The organism is Pseudonocardia terrae, from assembly GCF_021343995.1.
GTDB lineage: Bacteria > Actinomycetota > Actinomycetes > Mycobacteriales > Pseudonocardiaceae > Pseudonocardia > Pseudonocardia terrae.
In genome coordinates, this window is sequence record NZ_JAJTTE010000013.1 from 108,717 (window position 1) to 125,307 (window position 16,591).

General features: G+C 72.8%; 17 protein-coding genes. 8 read left to right on the forward strand and 9 right to left on the reverse strand.

Annotation, left to right across the window (positions count from 1 at the left end; all coding sequences use genetic code 11):
• Nucleotides 1-19: 19 nt before the first annotated feature.
• Nucleotides 20-1,009 (reverse strand): helix-turn-helix transcriptional regulator, encoded by a 990-nt coding sequence (locus LWC33_RS11310; RefSeq protein WP_233304243.1) that lies wholly within the window; start codon nucleotides 1,007-1,009, stop codon nucleotides 20-22.
• A gap of 271 nt (nucleotides 1,010-1,280) precedes the next feature.
• Between LWC33_RS11310 and LWC33_RS11315 the strand changes: the two genes are divergently transcribed.
• Nucleotides 1,281-1,529 (forward strand): hypothetical protein, encoded by a 249-nt coding sequence (locus LWC33_RS11315; RefSeq protein ID WP_233304244.1) that lies wholly within the window; start codon nucleotides 1,281-1,283, stop codon nucleotides 1,527-1,529.
• A gap of 67 nt (nucleotides 1,530-1,596) precedes the next feature.
• Here LWC33_RS11315 and pafA read toward each other — a convergent pair whose 3' ends face one another.
• Nucleotides 1,597-2,958 (reverse strand): Pup--protein ligase, encoded by a 1,362-nt coding sequence (gene pafA, locus LWC33_RS11320; protein WP_233304245.1) that lies wholly within the window; start codon nucleotides 2,956-2,958, stop codon nucleotides 1,597-1,599.
• Between the two features lie 42 nt (nucleotides 2,959-3,000).
• Between pafA and LWC33_RS11325 the strand changes: the two genes are divergently transcribed.
• Genes LWC33_RS11325 through LWC33_RS11340 form a run of 4 tightly spaced genes read left to right on the forward strand, consistent with a single transcriptional unit; the run spans nucleotide 3,001 to nucleotide 6,667 of the window.
• A complete protein-coding gene (locus LWC33_RS11325) occupies nucleotides 3,001-4,578 on the forward strand; it encodes a bifunctional phosphatase PAP2/diacylglycerol kinase family protein (protein ID WP_308190930.1) in 1,578 nt (525 codons plus the stop codon).
• Nucleotides 4,579-4,626: 48 nt separating this feature from the next.
• Complete coding sequence (locus LWC33_RS11330) at nucleotides 4,627-5,394, forward strand: methyltransferase domain-containing protein (RefSeq protein ID WP_233304246.1); 768 nt, start codon at nucleotides 4,627-4,629, stop codon at nucleotides 5,392-5,394.
• Nucleotides 5,395-5,452: 58 nt separating this feature from the next.
• On the forward strand, nucleotides 5,453-6,280 hold the full coding sequence (fdhD, locus tag LWC33_RS11335; RefSeq protein WP_233304247.1) for a formate dehydrogenase accessory sulfurtransferase FdhD: 828 nt from the start codon (nucleotides 5,453-5,455) through the stop codon (nucleotides 6,278-6,280).
• 24 nt (nucleotides 6,281-6,304) lie between these two features.
• Nucleotides 6,305-6,667, forward strand: coding sequence for a VOC family protein (locus tag LWC33_RS11340; protein WP_233304248.1), 363 nt, complete (start codon nucleotides 6,305-6,307; stop codon nucleotides 6,665-6,667).
• Between the two features lie 67 nt (nucleotides 6,668-6,734).
• Here the strand turns inward: LWC33_RS11340 and prcA are convergent, their stop codons facing one another.
• The 5 genes from prcA to fdhA form a co-directional block, all read right to left on the reverse strand.
• On the reverse strand, nucleotides 6,735-7,565 hold the full coding sequence (gene prcA / locus LWC33_RS11345) for a proteasome subunit alpha (protein WP_233304249.1): 831 nt from the start codon (nucleotides 7,563-7,565) through the stop codon (nucleotides 6,735-6,737).
• A gap of 76 nt (nucleotides 7,566-7,641) precedes the next feature.
• Complete coding sequence (gene prcB, locus LWC33_RS11350; RefSeq protein ID WP_233304250.1) at nucleotides 7,642-8,586, reverse strand: proteasome subunit beta; 945 nt, start codon at nucleotides 8,584-8,586, stop codon at nucleotides 7,642-7,644.
• Nucleotides 8,587-8,713: 127 nt separating this feature from the next.
• The gene (locus tag LWC33_RS11355) at nucleotides 8,714-8,911 is read right to left on the reverse strand and encodes a ubiquitin-like protein Pup (protein ID WP_037038873.1); all 198 of its coding nucleotides are present in this window, start codon (nucleotides 8,909-8,911) and stop codon (nucleotides 8,714-8,716) included.
• 142 nt (nucleotides 8,912-9,053) lie between these two features.
• Nucleotides 9,054-10,556, reverse strand: a complete 1,503-nt coding sequence (gene dop / locus LWC33_RS11360; RefSeq protein ID WP_233304277.1) for a depupylase/deamidase Dop — start codon at nucleotides 10,554-10,556, stop codon at nucleotides 9,054-9,056.
• Between the two features lie 118 nt (nucleotides 10,557-10,674).
• A complete protein-coding gene (gene fdhA / locus LWC33_RS11365; RefSeq protein ID WP_233304251.1) occupies nucleotides 10,675-11,886 on the reverse strand; it encodes a formaldehyde dehydrogenase, glutathione-independent in 1,212 nt (403 codons plus the stop codon).
• Nucleotides 11,887-11,937: 51 nt separating this feature from the next.
• On the opposite strand from fdhA, the gene LWC33_RS11370 reads away from it, so the two are divergent.
• Entirely contained in the window at nucleotides 11,938-12,510 is a 573-nt protein-coding gene (locus LWC33_RS11370; protein ID WP_233304252.1) for an NUDIX domain-containing protein, read from the forward strand.
• A gap of 54 nt (nucleotides 12,511-12,564) precedes the next feature.
• Here the strand turns inward: LWC33_RS11370 and lpdA are convergent, their stop codons facing one another.
• Both lpdA and LWC33_RS11380 read right to left on the reverse strand, forming a co-directional pair.
• Nucleotides 12,565-13,968, reverse strand: a complete 1,404-nt coding sequence (gene lpdA, locus LWC33_RS11375; protein ID WP_233304253.1) for a dihydrolipoyl dehydrogenase — start codon at nucleotides 13,966-13,968, stop codon at nucleotides 12,565-12,567.
• A 100-nt stretch (nucleotides 13,969-14,068) separates the two neighbouring features.
• A complete protein-coding gene (locus tag LWC33_RS11380; RefSeq protein WP_233304254.1) occupies nucleotides 14,069-14,605 on the reverse strand; it encodes a MarR family winged helix-turn-helix transcriptional regulator in 537 nt (178 codons plus the stop codon).
• 92 nt (nucleotides 14,606-14,697) lie between these two features.
• Between LWC33_RS11380 and LWC33_RS11385 the strand changes: the two genes are divergently transcribed.
• Nucleotides 14,698-15,258, forward strand: coding sequence for a YceI family protein (locus LWC33_RS11385; RefSeq protein ID WP_233304255.1), 561 nt, complete (start codon nucleotides 14,698-14,700; stop codon nucleotides 15,256-15,258).
• Between the two features lie 109 nt (nucleotides 15,259-15,367).
• Complete coding sequence (locus LWC33_RS11390) at nucleotides 15,368-16,120, forward strand: helix-turn-helix domain-containing protein (protein WP_233304256.1); 753 nt, start codon at nucleotides 15,368-15,370, stop codon at nucleotides 16,118-16,120.
• The last annotated feature ends 471 nt before the right edge of the window (nucleotides 16,121-16,591 follow it).

Sequence of the window (16,591 nt, forward strand, 5' to 3'; positions counted from 1 at the left end):
GCACCCCCCACGACGCGCCTCACCGGACCTGTTCCCCCGCGTGCGCGGCGAGCGCGCCCTCCCACAGCCTCCGGACGTGGGCGGCGAGCCCCGGCGGGTCGAGCACCACGACGTCCGGACCCGCCCCGGCGAGCCACCGGGCCACCGTGCGCTCGCTGCGCAGCTCGATCTCCAGCACGTCGCCCGGACGCCCGTCCAGCTCGCGGGGCCCGACGACGGTGCCGAGCCGGCGCAGCCCGTGCGCGTGCCCCTCGGGAACCCACACCGTGGCGACCCCGACGACCGGGCCGTGGTCGACCGTGCGGTGGATCGACGCCATGAGGTCCGTGCCGGGCGGCACGGTCACCTCGCCGGGCTCGCTCACCGTCTTGACCGGTTCGAGGATCCGGGACAGCCGGAAGGACCGGACGTCCGCCCGGTCCCGGTCGTGCCCGACCAGGTACCAGCGCCCCCGCCACGACACGACGCCCCACGGCTCCACGGTCCGCCGGGCGATCTCGCCGGTCGGCCCGCCGCGGCGGTGGTCGAAGGTCACCACCTGGCCCGCCTGCACGGCCGCGAGCAACGGCGCGAACGCCGGCTCCGCCGCCCGGACCCGCGGCTGCACCGACCCGCGGCTCTCGTCGACCTCCACCCCGGCGGCCCGGAGCTTGCGCAGCGCCCCGTGCGCGGCGCCGGCCAGCTCGGGCGAGTCCCACAGCGACCCGGCCAGCGCGACGGCGGCGGCCTCCTCGGCGTCGAGGTCGATCTCGCCGAGCTCGTAGTCGCCGCGGGCGATCCGGTAGCCCTCGACCGTGTCGAACGCCGAGGTGCGGCCGGTCTCCAACGGCACGCCCAGCTCGCGCAGCTCGGTCTTGTCCCGCTCGAACATGCGGAAGAAGGCCTCGTCGCTCGTGGCGTCGGCGTAGCCGGGCACGGTCGCGCGGATCCGCTCCGCGGTCAGGAACTGCCGCGTCGAGAGCAGGCAGAGCACCAGGTTGACCAGGCGCTCGGCGCGGGCGGAGGACACGGGGGCAGCATACGACCAACCGTTCGAACGGCGCGGACACCCGCGGAATCTCGGCACGGCGGACCGCGGTCGGGTGAACGCCGCCCGGACGAGGCGACGGTGTGGCCGCGGTGTGGCCGCGGTGTGGCCGCGGTGTGGCCGCGGTGTGGCCGCGGTGTCGTCACGGCGTGGCCCGGTGTCTCAGGAAGCGACACCGCCCGCCCTTGACCCGGCGATCATCGCGGCAGAGGCTTCCGGTGACGCACGGCACAGTACGAGGAGGCCCACCGCGATGACGCACGACGCCGGCCAGCCGGAGACCTTCAACCCGTGGAGCGTCGTCAACCTGGTGTTCCACCATCTCGCCGACCAGGGGCTGCACCCCGTGCTCGGCGAGACCGGCGACCCGAAGCAGGCCGCCGAGGCGCTCCTGCACGCCTTGGGGATCCAGCCCGCGCCCGACCACGCCGGGCCCGCCGCCAAGCCGATCCAGGACGACCTGCTGGAGCTGCGGAGGAAGATGATGCCCGGCATCGAGTAGTCCCCGGACCGACGACGGCCCCGCCGCCCGAGGGCGACGGGGCCGTCCGTCCGTGGAGCTCCGGAGCTCAGAGGGACTGGATCAACCGGTCCACCCGCTCGTCGACCGAGCGGAACGGGTCCTTGCACAGCACGGTGCGCTGCGCCTGGTCGTTGAGCTTGAGGTGCACCCAGTCGACCGTGAAGTCCCGGCCGGCCGCCTGGGCGGCGGCGATGAAGTCGCCCCGCAACTTGGCCCGCGTGCTCTGCGGCGGGGTGTCCTTGGCGACCTCGATCTCGCCGTCGTCCGTGACCCGCTCGACCAGGCCCTTGCGCTGCAGCATGTCGAACAGCCCGCGGCCGCGGCGGATGTCGTGGTAGGCGAGGTCGAGCTGGGCGATCCGGGCGCTGGACAGGTCCAGGTCGTGCTTGTTGCGGTACCGCTCGACCAGCCGGTACTTGATCGCCCAGTCGATCTCCCGGTCGATGAGGGAGAAGTTCTGGGTCTCCACGGCGTCGAGCGTGCGGCCCCACAGCTCCACGACCCGCTCGAGCGTGCGGTCCTCGCTGCCGCGCTGGCGCAGGTGCTCGACGGCGCGGGCGTGGTACTCGCGCTGGATGTCCAGGGCGCTGGCCTCGCGCCCGCCCGCCAGCCGCACGGTGCGGCGGCCGGTCAGGTCGTGGCTGATCTCGCGGATGGCGCGGATCGGGTTGTCGAGGGTGAAGTCCCGGAACTGGACGCCGGCCTCGATCATCTCCAGCACCAGGTGCGTGGTGCCGACCTTGAGCAGCGTGGTGGTCTCGGCCATGTTCGAGTCGCCGACGATGACGTGCAGCCGGCGGTAGCGCTCGGCGTCGGCGTGCGGCTCGTCCCGGGTGTTGATGATCGGCCGGGAGCGCGTGGTGGCGCTGGAGACGCCCTCCCAGATGTGCTCGGCCCGCTGGGACAGGCAGTACACGGCGCCGCGCGGGGTCTGCAGCACCTTGCCCGCGCCGCAGATGAGCTGGCGGGTGACCAGGAACGGCAGCAGCACGTCGGCGATCCGGGCGAACTCGCCCTGCCGGGCCACCAGGTAGTTCTCGTGGCAGCCGTAGGAGTTGCCCGCGGAGTCGGTGTTGTTCTTGAACAGGTAGATGTCGCCGCCGATGCCCTCGTCGACGAGCCGGCGCTCGGCGTCGACCAGCAGGTCCTCGAGGATCCGCTCGCCCGCCTTGTCGTGCGCGACCAGCCCGGTGAGCGTGTCGCACTCGGCCGTCGCGTACTCGGGGTGCGAGCCGACGTCGAGGTAGAGCCGCGCCCCGTTGCGGAGGAAGACGTTGGACGACCTGCCCCACGACACGACGCGCCGGAACAGGTACCGCGCGACCTCGTCGGGCGAGAGCCGGCGCTGGCCGTGGAAGGTGCACGTGACCCCGAACTCGGTCTCGACCCCGAAGATCCGACGCTGCATGTCCCACAGCGTAAGCGCAGGAAGCCCCATAAGGTCACGCCTGTGACCGACTGGTTCCGGCGAGTCGCCCTGAAATCCCGCCGCCTCGATCGGGGCCTGGCGGCCGTCAACGACGTCGACCGCGCCCTGACGGAGGCCGTCTCCGCGGCCCCGCACACCCGGTTCGACCACGTCATGCGGCGGCTGTCCGCCGCGGCGAACCACAGCGCGCTCTGGGTCGTGATCGCGGGCGTGCTCGCGGTGCGCCGCGGCGCCGGGCGGAAGGCCGCCGCGCGCGGACTGCTCGCGATCGCGCTGTCGTCGGCCACGGCCAACGGCCTCCTCAAGCCGCTGCTCCCGCGCCGGCGCCCGGCGGCGGCCGAGCTGCCCGCGTACCGGACGCTGCCCAACCCGCCGACGTCGTCGTCGTTCCCCTCGGGGCACGCGGCCTCGGCGGCCGCCTTCGCCACCGCCGTCACGCTGGACAACCCGAAGGTCGCACCCGCGGTCGTCCCGCTGGCCGCCGCCGTGGCCTACTCCCGGGTGCACGTCGGCGTGCACTGGGCCTCCGACGTCGCGATGGGCGCCGCCGTCGGTTCCGGCATCGCGCTGGGCACCCAGCGCTGGTGGCCGGCGCGGCGGACCGACGAGGCCCGGGCCCGGCCGGTGGACAGCGTCCCGGAGCTGCCCCGGGGAGAGGGCCTGGTCATCGTGGTCAACCCGCACTCCGGCCCACCCGACCAGGACCTCACCGAGGACGTCCGCGACGCGCTGCCCGCCGCGCACCTGCTGCGCGTGACCCGGGGCAAGGACGTCGGCGAGCAGTTCGACGAGGCCGTGGCCGAGCGGGGTGACCGGGTGCGGGCCCTGGGCGTGGCGGGCGGCGACGGCACCGTGGCCGCGGCCGCCGCGGCGGCCGACCGCCACCACCTGCCGCTGGTGGTGGTGCCCGCCGGGACGCTCAACCACTTCGCCCGCGACGTCGGCGTCTACGACCTGCAGGAGGCGGTCGACGCCACCCGGGCCGGCGAGGCGGTGGCCGTCGACCTGGCGCTGGTGGAGGCCCACCCCGGGGCCGGCGACGAGCCCGCGGACCCCGAGGTCATCCGCACCCGCTTCTTCCTCAACACCGCCAGCATCGGCTCCTACCCGGAGCTGGTCCGGCTGCGCGAGAAGTGGCAGCCGCGGTGGGGCAAGTGGCCGGCGTTCGCCGCCGCCCTGGTGACCGTGCTGCGCCGGTCGGAGAAGGTCCGGGTCAAGGTCGGCGACCGCTGGCACCTGGTCTGGTTCCTCTTCGTCGGCAACGGGCCCTACCACCCGCGCGGCATGGTCCCCGCCTGGCGGCCGACCCTGGACTCCGGGCTGCTCGACGTCCGGTGGCTGCGCGCCGACGTCGCCTTCTCCCGGCTCCGGGTGGTCGTCGCCCTGATCCTGGGGGCGCTCGGGCACAGCCGCGTCTACACCCAGCTCGAGACCGCGGAGCTCGACGTCGAGCTGGCCGTCCCGAGCATCCTCGCCACGGACGGCGAGGTGGTCGAGGAGGCCGGGCGGTACACCTTCCGGGTCGCCAAGAACCCCATCCCGGTCTACCGGCGCGACGAGGAGCGCTGGACCGGGCGGGACCGGCCGTTCCAGGGGTAATGGGCCGCTGATCGGCTCCGACCCCTCGGGGACGACCCGGGAGGACCGATGACGCTCGCCTTCGACTCCGACGGCGCCCGCGAGATCGAGCGGCTCTACTCGACCCCCGACATCGTCCGGCAGCGCGCCGAGGTCCTGGCCCTGCTCGCGCCGCGGCCGGGCGAGCGGATCCTCGACGTCGGCTCCGGACCCGGGTTCCTGCTGGAGGACCTCGCCGCCGCGGTCGGGCCGGACGGGGCCGCCCACGGCATCGATCCGAGCCCGGCGATGAACGCCCTGGCCGCGCGCCGGGCGGGGGCGCTGCCGGCCGTGACCCTCGCCCTGGGTACTGCGGAGTCGCTTCCCTACCCCGACGGCGACCTGGACGCCGTCGTCTCCACCCAGGTCTACGAGTACGTCCCGGACATCCCCCGGGCCTTCGCCGAGCTGCGCCGGGTCGTGCGTCCGGGCGGGCGCGTGCTGCTGCTCGACACCGACTGGGACTCGGTGGTCTGGCACGTCGCGGACCGGGACCGGCACGCCCGCGTCATGGCGGCCTGGGAGGAGCACCTCGTCCACCCGCACCTGCCCGCGACCTGGGCACGGCGGCTCGCGGACGCGGGCTTCCGGGTCACCGCCCAGACCGCGATCCCGATCCTCAACCCGCGGTTCGACGAGAACAGCTACAGCGCCCTCATCGCGCGCACGATCGCGGCCTACGTCGCGAACCGCGGGGGCCTGACCGCCGCCGACGGCGAGGCCTGGCTCGCCGACGTCCGCGGGGGCGACTACTTCTTCAGCATGAACCGCTTCTGCGTGCTCGCCGAGCCGGAGTGAGGCGCCGGGACCTGGAACACGCCGGGCGGCGGACCCCGCGGCTCCGTACGCTGGTCACATGGGAAGGCTCACCGCGCGGCGGCCCGTGCTGCGGATCGCGGCGGACGGCGCGCAGCGCCGCCGCCCGGACACCCTCGCCGTGGAGGAGCCGCTCGAGCTGCGGGTCGACGGATCGCCGCTCACCGTCACCATGCGCACCCCGGGGCACGATGTGGAGCTCGCCCACGGCTTCCTGCTCACCGAGGGGGTCATCGGCGCCGCGACGGACCTGCTCACCGCCCGCTACTGCGACTCGGTCGACGCGGACGGCCGCAACACCTACAACGTCCTCGACGTCGCCCTCGCCCCGGGCGTCGAGCCGCCTGACACCTCGGTCGAGCGGAACTTCTACACGACCTCGTCCTGCGGGGTGTGCGGGAAGGCCTCGCTCGACGCCGTGAAGCTCAAGTCCCGCTTCTCCCCCGCCCAGGACCCGGTCCGGGTGCCCTGGGAGGTCCTGGGCACCCTCCCGGACCGGCTGCGCGAGGCCCAGAAGGTCTTCGACTCCACGGGCGGGCTGCACGCCGCCGGGTTGTTCGACCCGGACGGCGCGCTGCTGGTCACGCGCGAGGACGTCGGCCGGCACAACGCCGTCGACAAGGTCCTCGGACACGCCCTGCTCGAGGGGCGGGTCCCGGCCGCCGGGACGGTGCTGCAGGTGTCCGGGCGGGCGTCGTTCGAGCTGGTGCAGAAGGCCGTGATGGCCGGGGTGCCGGTGCTGGCGGCGGTGTCGGCGCCGTCGTCGCTCGCGGTGGAGCTGGCCGACGAGGCCGGGCTCACCCTCGTCGGGTTCCTGCGCGGCGGCGCGGGCAACGTCTACACGCACCCGGAACGCATCGCCCTGTAGGCACCGCGGCTCTACGCTCGCGACATGCGCGTCGACGGGCTGGACCACATCGTGCTGGTGACGGACGACCCCGAGCGGCTCCTGGCCTGGTACCGGGAGACCCTGGGCCTCGCGCCCGAGCGGCTCGAGGAGTGGCGGCGCGGCGAGGTGCCGTTCGCGTCGCTGCGGGTGTCCGAGGGGACGATCATCGACGTCCAGCGCGGCGAGCGGACCGGGACCAACGTGGGCCACTTCGCCCTGGTCGTGACCGGCGCCGACCTCGACGCGCTCGCCGCCGAGCACGGCGTCGCGGGCCCGAAGGACCTGTTCGGGGCGAAGGGCCAGGGACGCGGCATCTACCTGACCGACCCGGACGGCAACGGCGTGGAGCTGCGCGCCTACTCCTGAGAACGACGGCCCCGAGAACGACCGCGCCGGCCCACCACGGGGTGGACCGGCGCGCGGGGTCGGGAGCTCAGTTCAGCGACGGCGGCTTGCCCGTGCCACCCATGGTGCCGTTCTCCGGCAGGGCTCCACCGGCGGCCGGGGCCTCGTCGCCACCGCGGACGTTCGGCTCGTCGGCCGACTCGCCGCGGTTCGCAGCCGGCAGCAGGTTGCGCAGCACCGGGCCGGTGATCCGGCGGAAGGCGCGGCCCGGCCGGCTGCGGTCCAGCACGGCCACCTCGAGCGCCTTCTCGCCGAGCACCCGGGCCTCGGTGCCGTTGCCCGGGCCCGACCCGGGGACCTGCAGGCCCTCCAGCGCGGTCGCCAGCGCCTCGCCGAGGTCGTGCCCGCCGTCGAAGACGTCCTTGAGCTTCGCCGAGATCGGCTCGGTGGTGCCGCCCATGACCACGTACTGCGGCTCGTCGGTGATCGAGCCGTCGTAGGTGATGCGGTAGAGCTGGTCGCCGTCGGACGTCTCGCCGACCTCGGCCAGGCAGATCTCCGCCTCGTACGGTTTCTGCTGCTCGACGAAGGCCGCCCCGATGAACTGGGCGTAGGTGTTGGCCAGCCAGCGGCTGGTGACGTCGCGCCGGTCGTAGGAGAACCCGCGGGAGTCGGCGAGCCGGATGCCGGCGGTGCGCAGGCCCTCGAACTCGTTGTACCGGCCGACGGCGGCGAAGCCGATCCGGTCGTAGATCTCCGAGACCTTGTTCAGGGCGGTGGAGTGGTTCTCGGCGACGAACAGGACGCCGCCGGAGAAGGTCATGACCACGACGCTGCGGCCGCGGGAGATGCCCTTGCGGGCGAGCTCCGACCGGTCGCGCAGCAGCTGGTCGACGGAGGAGTAGAAGGGCATCGTCATCGGGGGACGCTCCTGGATCTCATCGTGCTGGCCGGGTGTGGCGGGCGCGCCCGGGAGGGGGTCGGGCGCGGCACGCTCAGCCGCCCGGGTTCTCCGCCCGGTCCGCCACGATCCGGTCGACGATGCCGGCGACCTCCTCCTCCGAGCGCCGCACGGCGCCCTCGGCACCCGTGATGCTGACGACGACCGGGTAGATCTTGCGGACCAGGTCCGGCCCGCCGGTGGCGGTGTCGTCGTCCGCGGCGTCGTAGAGGGCCTCGAGCGCGTTGCGCAGCGTGGTCTGCAGGTCCGCCGACGTGCGGTGCAGCTTCTTCATCGAGGACTTGGCGAACACCGAGCCGGAGCCGACGGCGTGGTAGCCGAGCCACTCGTCGTAGCGCCCGCCGGTGGGGTCGTAGGTGACGATGCGGCCGGCCTTGGCCGGGTCCGGCTCCTCGGTGTCGAAGCCCGCGAACAGCGGCACCACCACGAAGCCCTGCAGGGCGGCGCCGAGGTTGCCGCGGATCATGCCCGCGAGCCGGTTGGCCTTGCCGTCGAGGGACATCGCGACGCCCTCGATCTTCTCGTAGTGCTCGAGCTCGACCGAGTACAGCCGGATCATCTCGATCGCGATGCCCGCGGAGCCGGCGATGCCCACCGCGGAGTGCGAGTCGGTGATGAAGATCTTCTCGATGTCCCGCTGGGCGATGACGTTGCCCGCGGTGGCGCGCCGGTCGCCGGCGATGACGACGCCCTCGGCGAACTGCAGCGCGACGATCGTGGTGCCGTGCGGCACGCCCAGCGCCTCGGGGGTCATGGGGCGGCCCTCCGGACCTCGGGGTGCGTCGAACATCCTCCCCGGGAGCAGGTGCGGCTGGGTGGCCGCGACGTAGTTGGCGAACGACGTCTCGCCCAGTGCCGCGAAGGCGGCGTGGTGGCCCAGCCCGGGCTGCCCGCCCCGGCGGCCGGCCGCGGGTTCGGGGGAACCGGGGACGGGACGGCCGATCGCAGCGGGCCCGGGGATGCCCTCGCGGAACTCCATGGTGGGGGGTGTGCCTCTCTCGTAAGTCGCTGTCGGGTGTCGCTCACGGATGGGGCCGGGGACCACCAACCAGCAGGCGGGCCGGACCCCTTCCGGGGCCCGACCCGCCACCGGCTGTCAGGTGCGGCTACTGGCCGCCCTTCTGCACGTACGCGCGGACGAAGTCCTCGGCGTTCTCCTCGAGGACGTCGTCGATCTCGTCGAGGATCGTGTCGACGTCCTCGCCCAGCTTCTCCCGGCGCTCCTGGCCGGCCGCCGACGCGTCGCCGCTCTCGTCGTCGTCGCCGCCGCCACCGCCCTGGCGCTTCGTCTGCTCCTGCGACATGACGTCTCCTCCTCGCGTCCGATCCCGGCGACCGGCCACCGTCGTGGCAGGCAGACCCGGGGTCCGATGCAGCCAGCCTACTTGCCGGGACCCGCGGCCGCCCACGGTTCGCGCGTTGCGAACTGGTGTCGCGGTGCGGGGCTCACCCGTTGGTGAGGGCCTTGACCAGCTCCTCGGCGGTCCGCGAGCCCTCGATCAGCTCCCCGACGTGCCGGCGCGTGCCGCGCAGCGGCTCCAGCGTGGGGATCCGGACAAGCGACTCACGGCCCAGGTCGAAGATGACCGAGTCCCACGACGCCGCCGCGACCTCGGCCGGGTAGCGCTCGAGGCAGCGGCCGCGGAAGAAGGCCCGGGTGTCGTCCGGGGGGTTGCGGATCGCGCGCTCGACCTGCTCCTCGGTGACCAGGCGCTTCATCGACCCGCGGGTGACCAGCCGGTTGTAGAGGCCCTTCGCCATCCGCACGTCGGTGTACTGCAGGTCGACCAGGCCGAGGCGGCCCGAGCTCCACTGCAGGTTGTCCCGCTCCCGGTAGCCGTTGAGCAGCCGCAGCTTGGCCGTCCAGTCCAGCCGGTCGGCGGTGCGCATCGGGTCCTCGGCCAGGTCCTCGAGGATCTCGCCCCACAGCTGGAGCACCTCGGCCGTGTCCGGGTCGATGTCCGCGCCCTGGGAGTTCTCGACGTGCTTGACGGCCTTCTCGTGGTAGGCCCACTGCAGCTCGACGGCGGTGAGCGAGCGCCCGTCGGTGAGCTCCACCTTCTGCTGCAGCGACGGGTCGTGGCTGATCTGGTGCACCGCGCGGACCGGCTCGGCCAGCCGCAGCTCGTCGAACCGGACGCCGTTCTCGATCATGTCGAGGACCAGCGCGGTGGTGCCGACCTTGAGCAGCGTGGCGTACTCGCTCATGTTGGCGTCGCCGATGATGACGTGCAGCCGGCGGTACTTGTCGGCGTCGGCGTGCGGCTCGTCGCGGGTGTTGATGATGCCGCGCTTGAGCGTGGTCTCCAGGCCGACCTCGACCTCGATGTAGTCGGCGCGCTGGGAGATCTGGTAGCCCTCCGCGTCGCCCTGGGCGCCGATGCCGACCCGGCCCGCACCCGTGAAGACCTGGCGGGACACGAAGAACGGGGTGAGGCCGCCGACGATCGCCGGGAACGTGGTCTGGCGGGCCATCAGGTAGTTCTCGTGCGAGCCGTAGCTCGCGCCCTTGCCGTCGACGTTGTTCTTGTAGAGCTGGATCCGCGGCGCCCCGGGCACGGTGGCGGCCCGCACCGCGGCCTCCTCCATGATCCGCTCCCCCGCCTTGTCCCAGACGACGACGTCACGCGGGGTCAGCACCTCGGGCGTGGAGAACTCCGGGTGCGCGTGGTCGACGTAGAGCCGGGCGCCGTTGGTGAGGATGACGTTCGCCGCGCCGAGGTCGTCGAGCTCCGAGTCGTTGCCCGAGCTGGACAGCGTGGGCGCCGACAGGTCGAACCCGCGCGCGTCGCGCAGCGGCGACTCCACCTCGTAGTCCCAGCGCGCGCGGCGGTTGCGCGGGATGTCCTGCGCGGCGGCGTACGCCAGCACGATCTGTGTCGAGGTGATGACGGGGTTGGCGGTCGGATCGCCGGGCACGGAGATGCCGTACTCGACCTCGGTGCCCATGATGCGGCGGGCGGTCACGAACGGACCTCGCGGGAGTGCATCCCCAGAGCCTAACCCGCCCGGCGGCCGGAAAGGCGGTCGCCGGGCGGGCGGGTCACACTGCTGCTCCGGCCGTCGATCAGGCCGGGATCATGCCGTGCGGGTCGATGACGTACTTGCGCGCCGCACCGCGGTCGAACTCCTGGTACCCGCGCGGGGCGTCCTCGAGCGGGATGACCGTGGCGTTGACCGCGTCGGCGATGTGCGCCCGGTCGTTGAGGATCGACATCATCAGCTTGCGGTTGTACCGCAGCACCGGGCACTGCCCGGTGACGAAGCTGTGGCTCTTCGCCCAGCCCAGGCCGAGGCGCACCTTGAGGGTGCCCTCCTTGGCGTCGGGGTCCGCCGCCCCCGGGTCACCGGTCACGTAGAGGCCGGGGATACCCAGCTGGCCCGCCGCGCGGGTGATGCTCATGATGTCGTTGAGGACCTGGGCGGGCTTCTCCTCGCCGCCGCCGTGCCCGGTGGCCTCGAAGCCCACGGCGTCGACGGCGCAGTCGACCTCGTTGGTGTTGAGGATCTGGTCGATCTGGTCCTCGAGGGCGGCGTCCTGCCCGATGTCCACGGTCTCGCAGCCGAAGGAGCGCGCCTGGTCGAGCCGCTCCTTGTTGAGGTCGCCGACGATCACGACCGCCGCGCCCAGCAGCTGCGCGGAGTAGGCGGCGGCCAGCCCCACCGGCCCTGCTCCCGCGACGTAGACGGTCGAGCCCGTGGAAACCCCGGCCGAGACGGCGCCGTGGTAGCCGGTCGGGAAGATGTCGGACAGCATCGTGAGGTCGCGGATCTTGGCCAGCGCCTGGTCGCGGTCCGGGAACTTGATCAGGTTGAAGTCGGCGAACGGCACCATGACGAAGTCCGCCTGGCCGCCCTCCCAGCCGCCCATGTCGACGTAGCCGTAGGCCGAGCCGGCACGGCCGGGGTTGACGTTCAGGCAGACGCCCGTGGCGCCTTCCCGACAGTTGCGACAACGCCCGCAGGCGATGTTGAACGGCACCGTGACGATGTCCCCGACGTCCAGGAACTGGACGTCGTTGCCCTTCTCGACGATCTCGCCGGTGATCTCGTGCCCCAGCGTCTGGCCGGCCGGGGCGGTGGTGCGGCCGCGCACCATGTGCTGGTCCGACCCGCAGATGTTTGTCGAGACGTTCTTGAGGATCACCGCGTGCGGCGCCTCGCGGCTCATGCCCATGGCCTGCGCGACGTCGGGCGGTACCTCCAGCTTCGGCATGTCGTGGTCCTCGACCTCGACACGGCCGGGCTCCTTGTAGACGACGATCCTGTTTCCACCCATGGCCCCCTCCCTACTCGTCCGTGTTCAAGGTCACAACAGGACCATGGACCCATGACGAGCGGGGACGAAGTGATCACCGTGTACGACGCCGCCGGGACGGTCGTCGGGACGGCGGCGCGCGCGGAGGTCTACGCACGCTCGCTCTGGCACGGCAGCGCCGGGGTGATCCTCCGCAGCACGGACGGCGCGCGCGTGTACGTCCACCGCCGGGCGGACGACAAGCTCGTGATGCCGGGCCTGTGGGACTGCGTGGCCGGCGGGGTGGTCGACCCCGGCGAGACGCCGCTCGAGGCCGCGAGCCGGGAGCTGGCCGAGGAGCTCGGCGTCCGCGGCGTCGAGCTGCAAGCCCTGCTGACGGTGGCGTGGGAGTCGGGTCCCGGCCCCGGACTCGGCGGCCCGGAGGGGCTGCGCTGCCACCTGTTCGGCTACACGGCCTTCTCCGACGGCCCGGTCCACCACCAGCCGTCGGAGGTCGCGGAGGGCGGGTGGCGGACGAATGCCGAGCTCGCGGCGCTGCTCACCGACCCGGCACGGCCCTTCGCCCCGGACTCCCGCGTGCTCGCCGAGCATTTCCTCGCGACCCTCGCGGAACGCCCAGAGCTCGACGAGCCCGGGACACCCTGAGAACGCGGACGGCACCCCCGCTGAGCGGAGGTGCCGTCCGTCGGGCGCCGAGGATCAGAAGTTGATCATGTGGCCGGCCAGGCCGTGGATCGCCTCCTGCAGCGCCTCCGAGAGCGTCGGGTGCGCGTGCACGTTGCGCGCGAGCTCGGTGGCGGTGAGGTCCCACTTCTGCGCCAGGGTCAGCTCGGGCAGCAGCTCGGTGACCTCCGGGCCGATCAGGTGGCCACCGAGCAGCTCGCCGTAGGTCTCGTCGGCGATGAGCTTGACGAACCCGCCCGGCTCCGCGAGGCCCTGCGCCTTGCCGTTGGCGGTGAACGGGAACTGCGCGACCTTGACCTTCCAGCCCTTCTCCTCGGCCAGGTCCCGGGCCTGCTGCTCGGTGTAGCCGAAGCTCGCGACCTGCGGCTGGCAGAAGGTCGCCCGCGGCATCATCACGTAGTCGAGCTCCTGCGTCTCCGCATCCGCGAGCGTCTCCGCGGCCACGACGCCCTGCGCCTCGCCGACGTGGGCGAGCATCAGCTTGGCCGTGACGTCGCCGATCGCGTAGATGTGCGGCACCGAGGTCCGCATCAAGTCGTCGATCTTGATCGCGCCGCGCTCGGTCAGCTCGACGCCCGTCTTGTCGAGGCCGTAGCCCTCGACCCGCGGCTGGAAGCCGATGGCCTGGACGACCTTGTCGGCCTGCAGGTCCCGGGTGCCCTTGGCGTCGGAGACGGTGACGGTGACCTGGTCGCCCGAGTCGTCGATCTTCTCGACCTTGGTGCTGGTCAGGACCTCGACGCCGAGCTTCTTGTAGCGCTTGCCGAGCTCCTTCGACACGTCGGCGTCCTCGAGCGGGAGCAGCCGGTCGAGGAACTCGACGATCGTGACCTTGACACCGTAGTTCGCCAGCACGTAGGCGAACTCGACGCCGATCGCGCCGGCGCCGGCGATGATCACGCTGCCGGGCAGGTCACGGGTGGTGATCTGCTCCTCGTAGGTGACCACGCGCTCGGACAGCGAGGTGCCCGGCAGCAGCTTGGTGGTGGCGCCGGTGGCGATGATGCAGTTCTCGAACTCGACGGTCTCCGTGCCGCCGTCGGTGAGCGCGACCTCGATCGTGTTCGGATCGAGGAAGGTGCCCCGGCCGTCGAACTCCGTGATCTTGTTCTTCTTCATCAGGAAGTGGACGCCCTTGACGCGGCCGTCCGCGACCTGGCGGCTGCGGTCGAACGCCGCACCGTAGTCGAACGACACGTCGCCGCTGATGCCGAAGGTCTTCTGCTCCTTCGTCACGATGTGCGCGAGCTCGGCGTTGCGCAGCAGCGCCTTCGACGGGATGCACCCGACGTTGAGGCAGACACCGCCCCAGTACTTCTCCTCGATGACCGCCACGCTCTTGCCGAGCTGCGCAGCGCGGATCGCTGCCACGTAACCACCGGGACCGGCACCGAGTACGACGACGTCGAAGCGAGACATGCCACCAGCCTAGGACTCCGCGGCCACGCAGGCCGGGCCCGGTCCCGCCGGGCCCGACCGGCGCGATCCGGCACACATCCGGCGGCGCACCGGGCAGCCCTCATCCGGCCTCGGGGCACGCCCCCTCGTCCGCCTGCGCCGGCGTCGGGCACCCCGTGTCGTCCCCCGCGGGCCAGACGGGCCGGTCGGTCAGGTGGGCGACGAGCGTCTCGCTGACGTCGCGCAGCGCCACGACCTGCTCGGGCGTCAGGGCGTCGAACAACAGCGAGCGGACGGTCTCGACGTGTCCCGGTGCGGCGGCCTGCAGGGCGGCCAACCCGGCGTCGGTCAGGCGGGCCCAGGCGCCGCGGCGGTCCGTCTCGCAGGCGGTGCGCTCGACCCAGCCCGCCTCCTCCAGCCGCGCCACCGCGTGCGACAGCCGACTGCGCGAGGACAGCGAGGTGTCGGCCAGCCTGCTCATCCGGAGGGTGCGGTCGGGCGCCTCGGACAGCCGGACCAGGATCTCGTAGTAGCCGTGCGGCATCCGCGCCTCGTTCTGCAGCTGGCGCTCGACGCGCTCGAACAGCAGGCGCTGCACGGTCAGGAAGGCCCGCCAGGTGCGCTGCTCCTCGTCGTCGAGCCAGCGGGTGTGCGCCACGTCACTTCTCCTATGGTTGAACACTCAACTCAACAGCACTATGGTCGCTCTCAACACCTGAGAGTTCAACCAAATCTTCCTGGAGGGTCACGATGACCGCAGCCACCACCCAGATCCCCGGCTACGTCGTGGGGACGTGGGACGTCGACCAGGTCCACTCGGACGTCTCCTTCTCCGTGCGCCACATGATGGTCAGCAAGGTCAAGGGTCGCATCGCCCAGTTCGGCGGCACCATCGAGACCGCCGAGCGCTTCGAGGACTCGAAGGTCACCGCGACGCTCGACGCCACCTCCATCGACACCAACAACGAGCAGCGCGACGGGCACATCAAGTCCGCCGACTTCTTCGAGACCGAGAAGTTCCCGGAGTGGACCTTCGTCTCCACCGGGATCGAGGCCGACGGCGGCGACTACAAGCTCAACGGTGACCTGACGATCAAGGGTGTCACCAAGCCCGTGTCGCTGTACCTCGAGATCGGCGGCTTCGGCCCGGACGCCTACGGCGGCACCCGCGCCGGCTTCACCGCCACCACCACCGTCAACCGCAACGACTTCGGCGTCGACATCTCGATGCCGATGGACGGCGGCGGCGTGGTCGTCGGCGAGAAGGTCCAGCTGACCCTCGAGATCGAGGCCGTGCTCCGCACCGCCTGATCTGCGCTCTCCTGCGGAAGGCCCGTCCACCGGTGTGAGGTGGGCGGGCCTCCGCCGTTCTCCGGCTCGTTCGCGTGTTCCGTCGGGGGTCGGCGGTAGCGTCGTGAGCGTGAGCTACGGGGAGCTGGCCCCGCCTGCGCCGTTGCGCGGGCTGGTCGAGTGCCTGTGGACGGCCGGACCGGCAGCGCGCACGGTGTCCGCGGGGCTCACCCGGGTGCTGCCCGACGGGTGCATGGACCTGCTGGTCGACGGCGCCGGCAGGCTCTCGGTGGCCGGGCCGGACACCGTGGCGTTCCTCGCGCGCGGCACGTGGGAGGGCGGCCTGCGCTTCCGTCCCGGCGTGCTGCCCCGCCTGCTCGGGGTCCCGGCCGGCGAGCTGCGCGACACCCGGGTCGCCCTGGCCGACGTCTCCCCCGCCGCCGCACGTCTCGCGAGCCGTGTCCTCGGGAGCCCCGGCCGCCCGGTCGGCGGCGACGACTCGCCCGCGGTCGCCCCGGGCGGGCTCTTCCGGCTGGCCGCCGAGCTGGCCGCGGGTGAGCCGCGGCGGGAGACGGCGCCGTGGAGCCTCCCCACCCTGGGGTCGATCACCGCGCGGCTCGGCGCGGGCGCGGCGGCCGGTGAGGTGGCCGCGGAGCTGGGCTGGTCCACGCGCTCGCTGACCCGGCACTGCACCGCCGTCTACGGCTACGGCCCGGCCGTCCTGCGCCGGGTCCTGCGGTTCCGCGCCGCGGCCGCACTCCTGCACGCGGGCCTCGCGCCCGCGGAGGTCGCCGCCCGCACCGGCTACGCCGACCAGCCCCACCTCTCCCGGGAGGTCCGTGCGCTCGCCGGGGTGCCCACCGGCGCGCTTCGCCCGACCTGATCCTCGGCACGCCCTCCGCCGATCACCGTTCCCGTGCAGCGACGGCCACGAGCGTCTGCGGGCGATCGCTGCAGCGACCCGACAGACCGCCGTTCATGTCCGCACAGGGCGGCACTCGAAACCGCGAGTGCACGCATTCGGCGATCACCGCGACCCCGGTGCCGGCGAGTGCGCGGACAGATCGCCGCTCCTGCGAGTCAGAGCTGCCCGAGCGGCCGCGGATGCGCGCAGTCAACGGTCACGGCGACCCTGGTGCTGGCAAGTGTGCCGGCAGATCGCCGCTCCCGTGCGCTCAGGGCTGCCCGAGCGACAGTGAGCGCACGCGCTCGGCGATCACGCGAGCTGGTGCCGAGCAGGTGCTCCGGCTGATCGCCGTTCCTGTGCGGTCAGGGCGGAACGCGCAGTCGTGAGTGCACGCTTTCGCTGATCGGGGTTGAGGCACTCGGGCACGCAGCGGCTGATCGCCACTTC

Coding starts and splice junctions, on each gene's coding strand:
- LWC33_RS11315 (WP_233304244.1), top strand. CDS start 1,281: ATGACGCACGACGCCGGCCAGCCGGAGACCTTCAACCCGTGGAGCGTC.
- pafA (WP_233304245.1), bottom strand. CDS start 2,958: ATGCAGCGTCGGATCTTCGGGGTCGAGACCGAGTTCGGGGTCACGTGC.
- LWC33_RS11330 (WP_233304246.1), top strand. CDS start 4,627: ATGACGCTCGCCTTCGACTCCGACGGCGCCCGCGAGATCGAGCGGCTC.
- fdhD (WP_233304247.1), top strand. CDS start 5,453: ATGGGAAGGCTCACCGCGCGGCGGCCCGTGCTGCGGATCGCGGCGGAC.
- LWC33_RS11340 (WP_233304248.1), top strand. CDS start 6,305: ATGCGCGTCGACGGGCTGGACCACATCGTGCTGGTGACGGACGACCCC.
- prcA (WP_233304249.1), bottom strand. CDS start 7,565: ATGACGATGCCCTTCTACTCCTCCGTCGACCAGCTGCTGCGCGACCGG.
- prcB (WP_233304250.1), bottom strand. CDS start 8,586: ATGGAGTTCCGCGAGGGCATCCCCGGGCCCGCTGCGATCGGCCGTCCC.
- LWC33_RS11355 (WP_037038873.1), bottom strand. CDS start 8,911: ATGTCGCAGGAGCAGACGAAGCGCCAGGGCGGTGGCGGCGGCGACGAC.
- dop (WP_233304277.1), bottom strand. CDS start 10,556: ATGGGCACCGAGGTCGAGTACGGCATCTCCGTGCCCGGCGATCCGACC.
- fdhA (WP_233304251.1), bottom strand. CDS start 11,886: ATGGGTGGAAACAGGATCGTCGTCTACAAGGAGCCCGGCCGTGTCGAG.
- LWC33_RS11370 (WP_233304252.1), top strand. CDS start 11,938: ATGACGAGCGGGGACGAAGTGATCACCGTGTACGACGCCGCCGGGACG.
- lpdA (WP_233304253.1), bottom strand. CDS start 13,968: ATGTCTCGCTTCGACGTCGTCGTACTCGGTGCCGGTCCCGGTGGTTAC.
- LWC33_RS11385 (WP_233304255.1), top strand. CDS start 14,698: ATGACCGCAGCCACCACCCAGATCCCCGGCTACGTCGTGGGGACGTGG.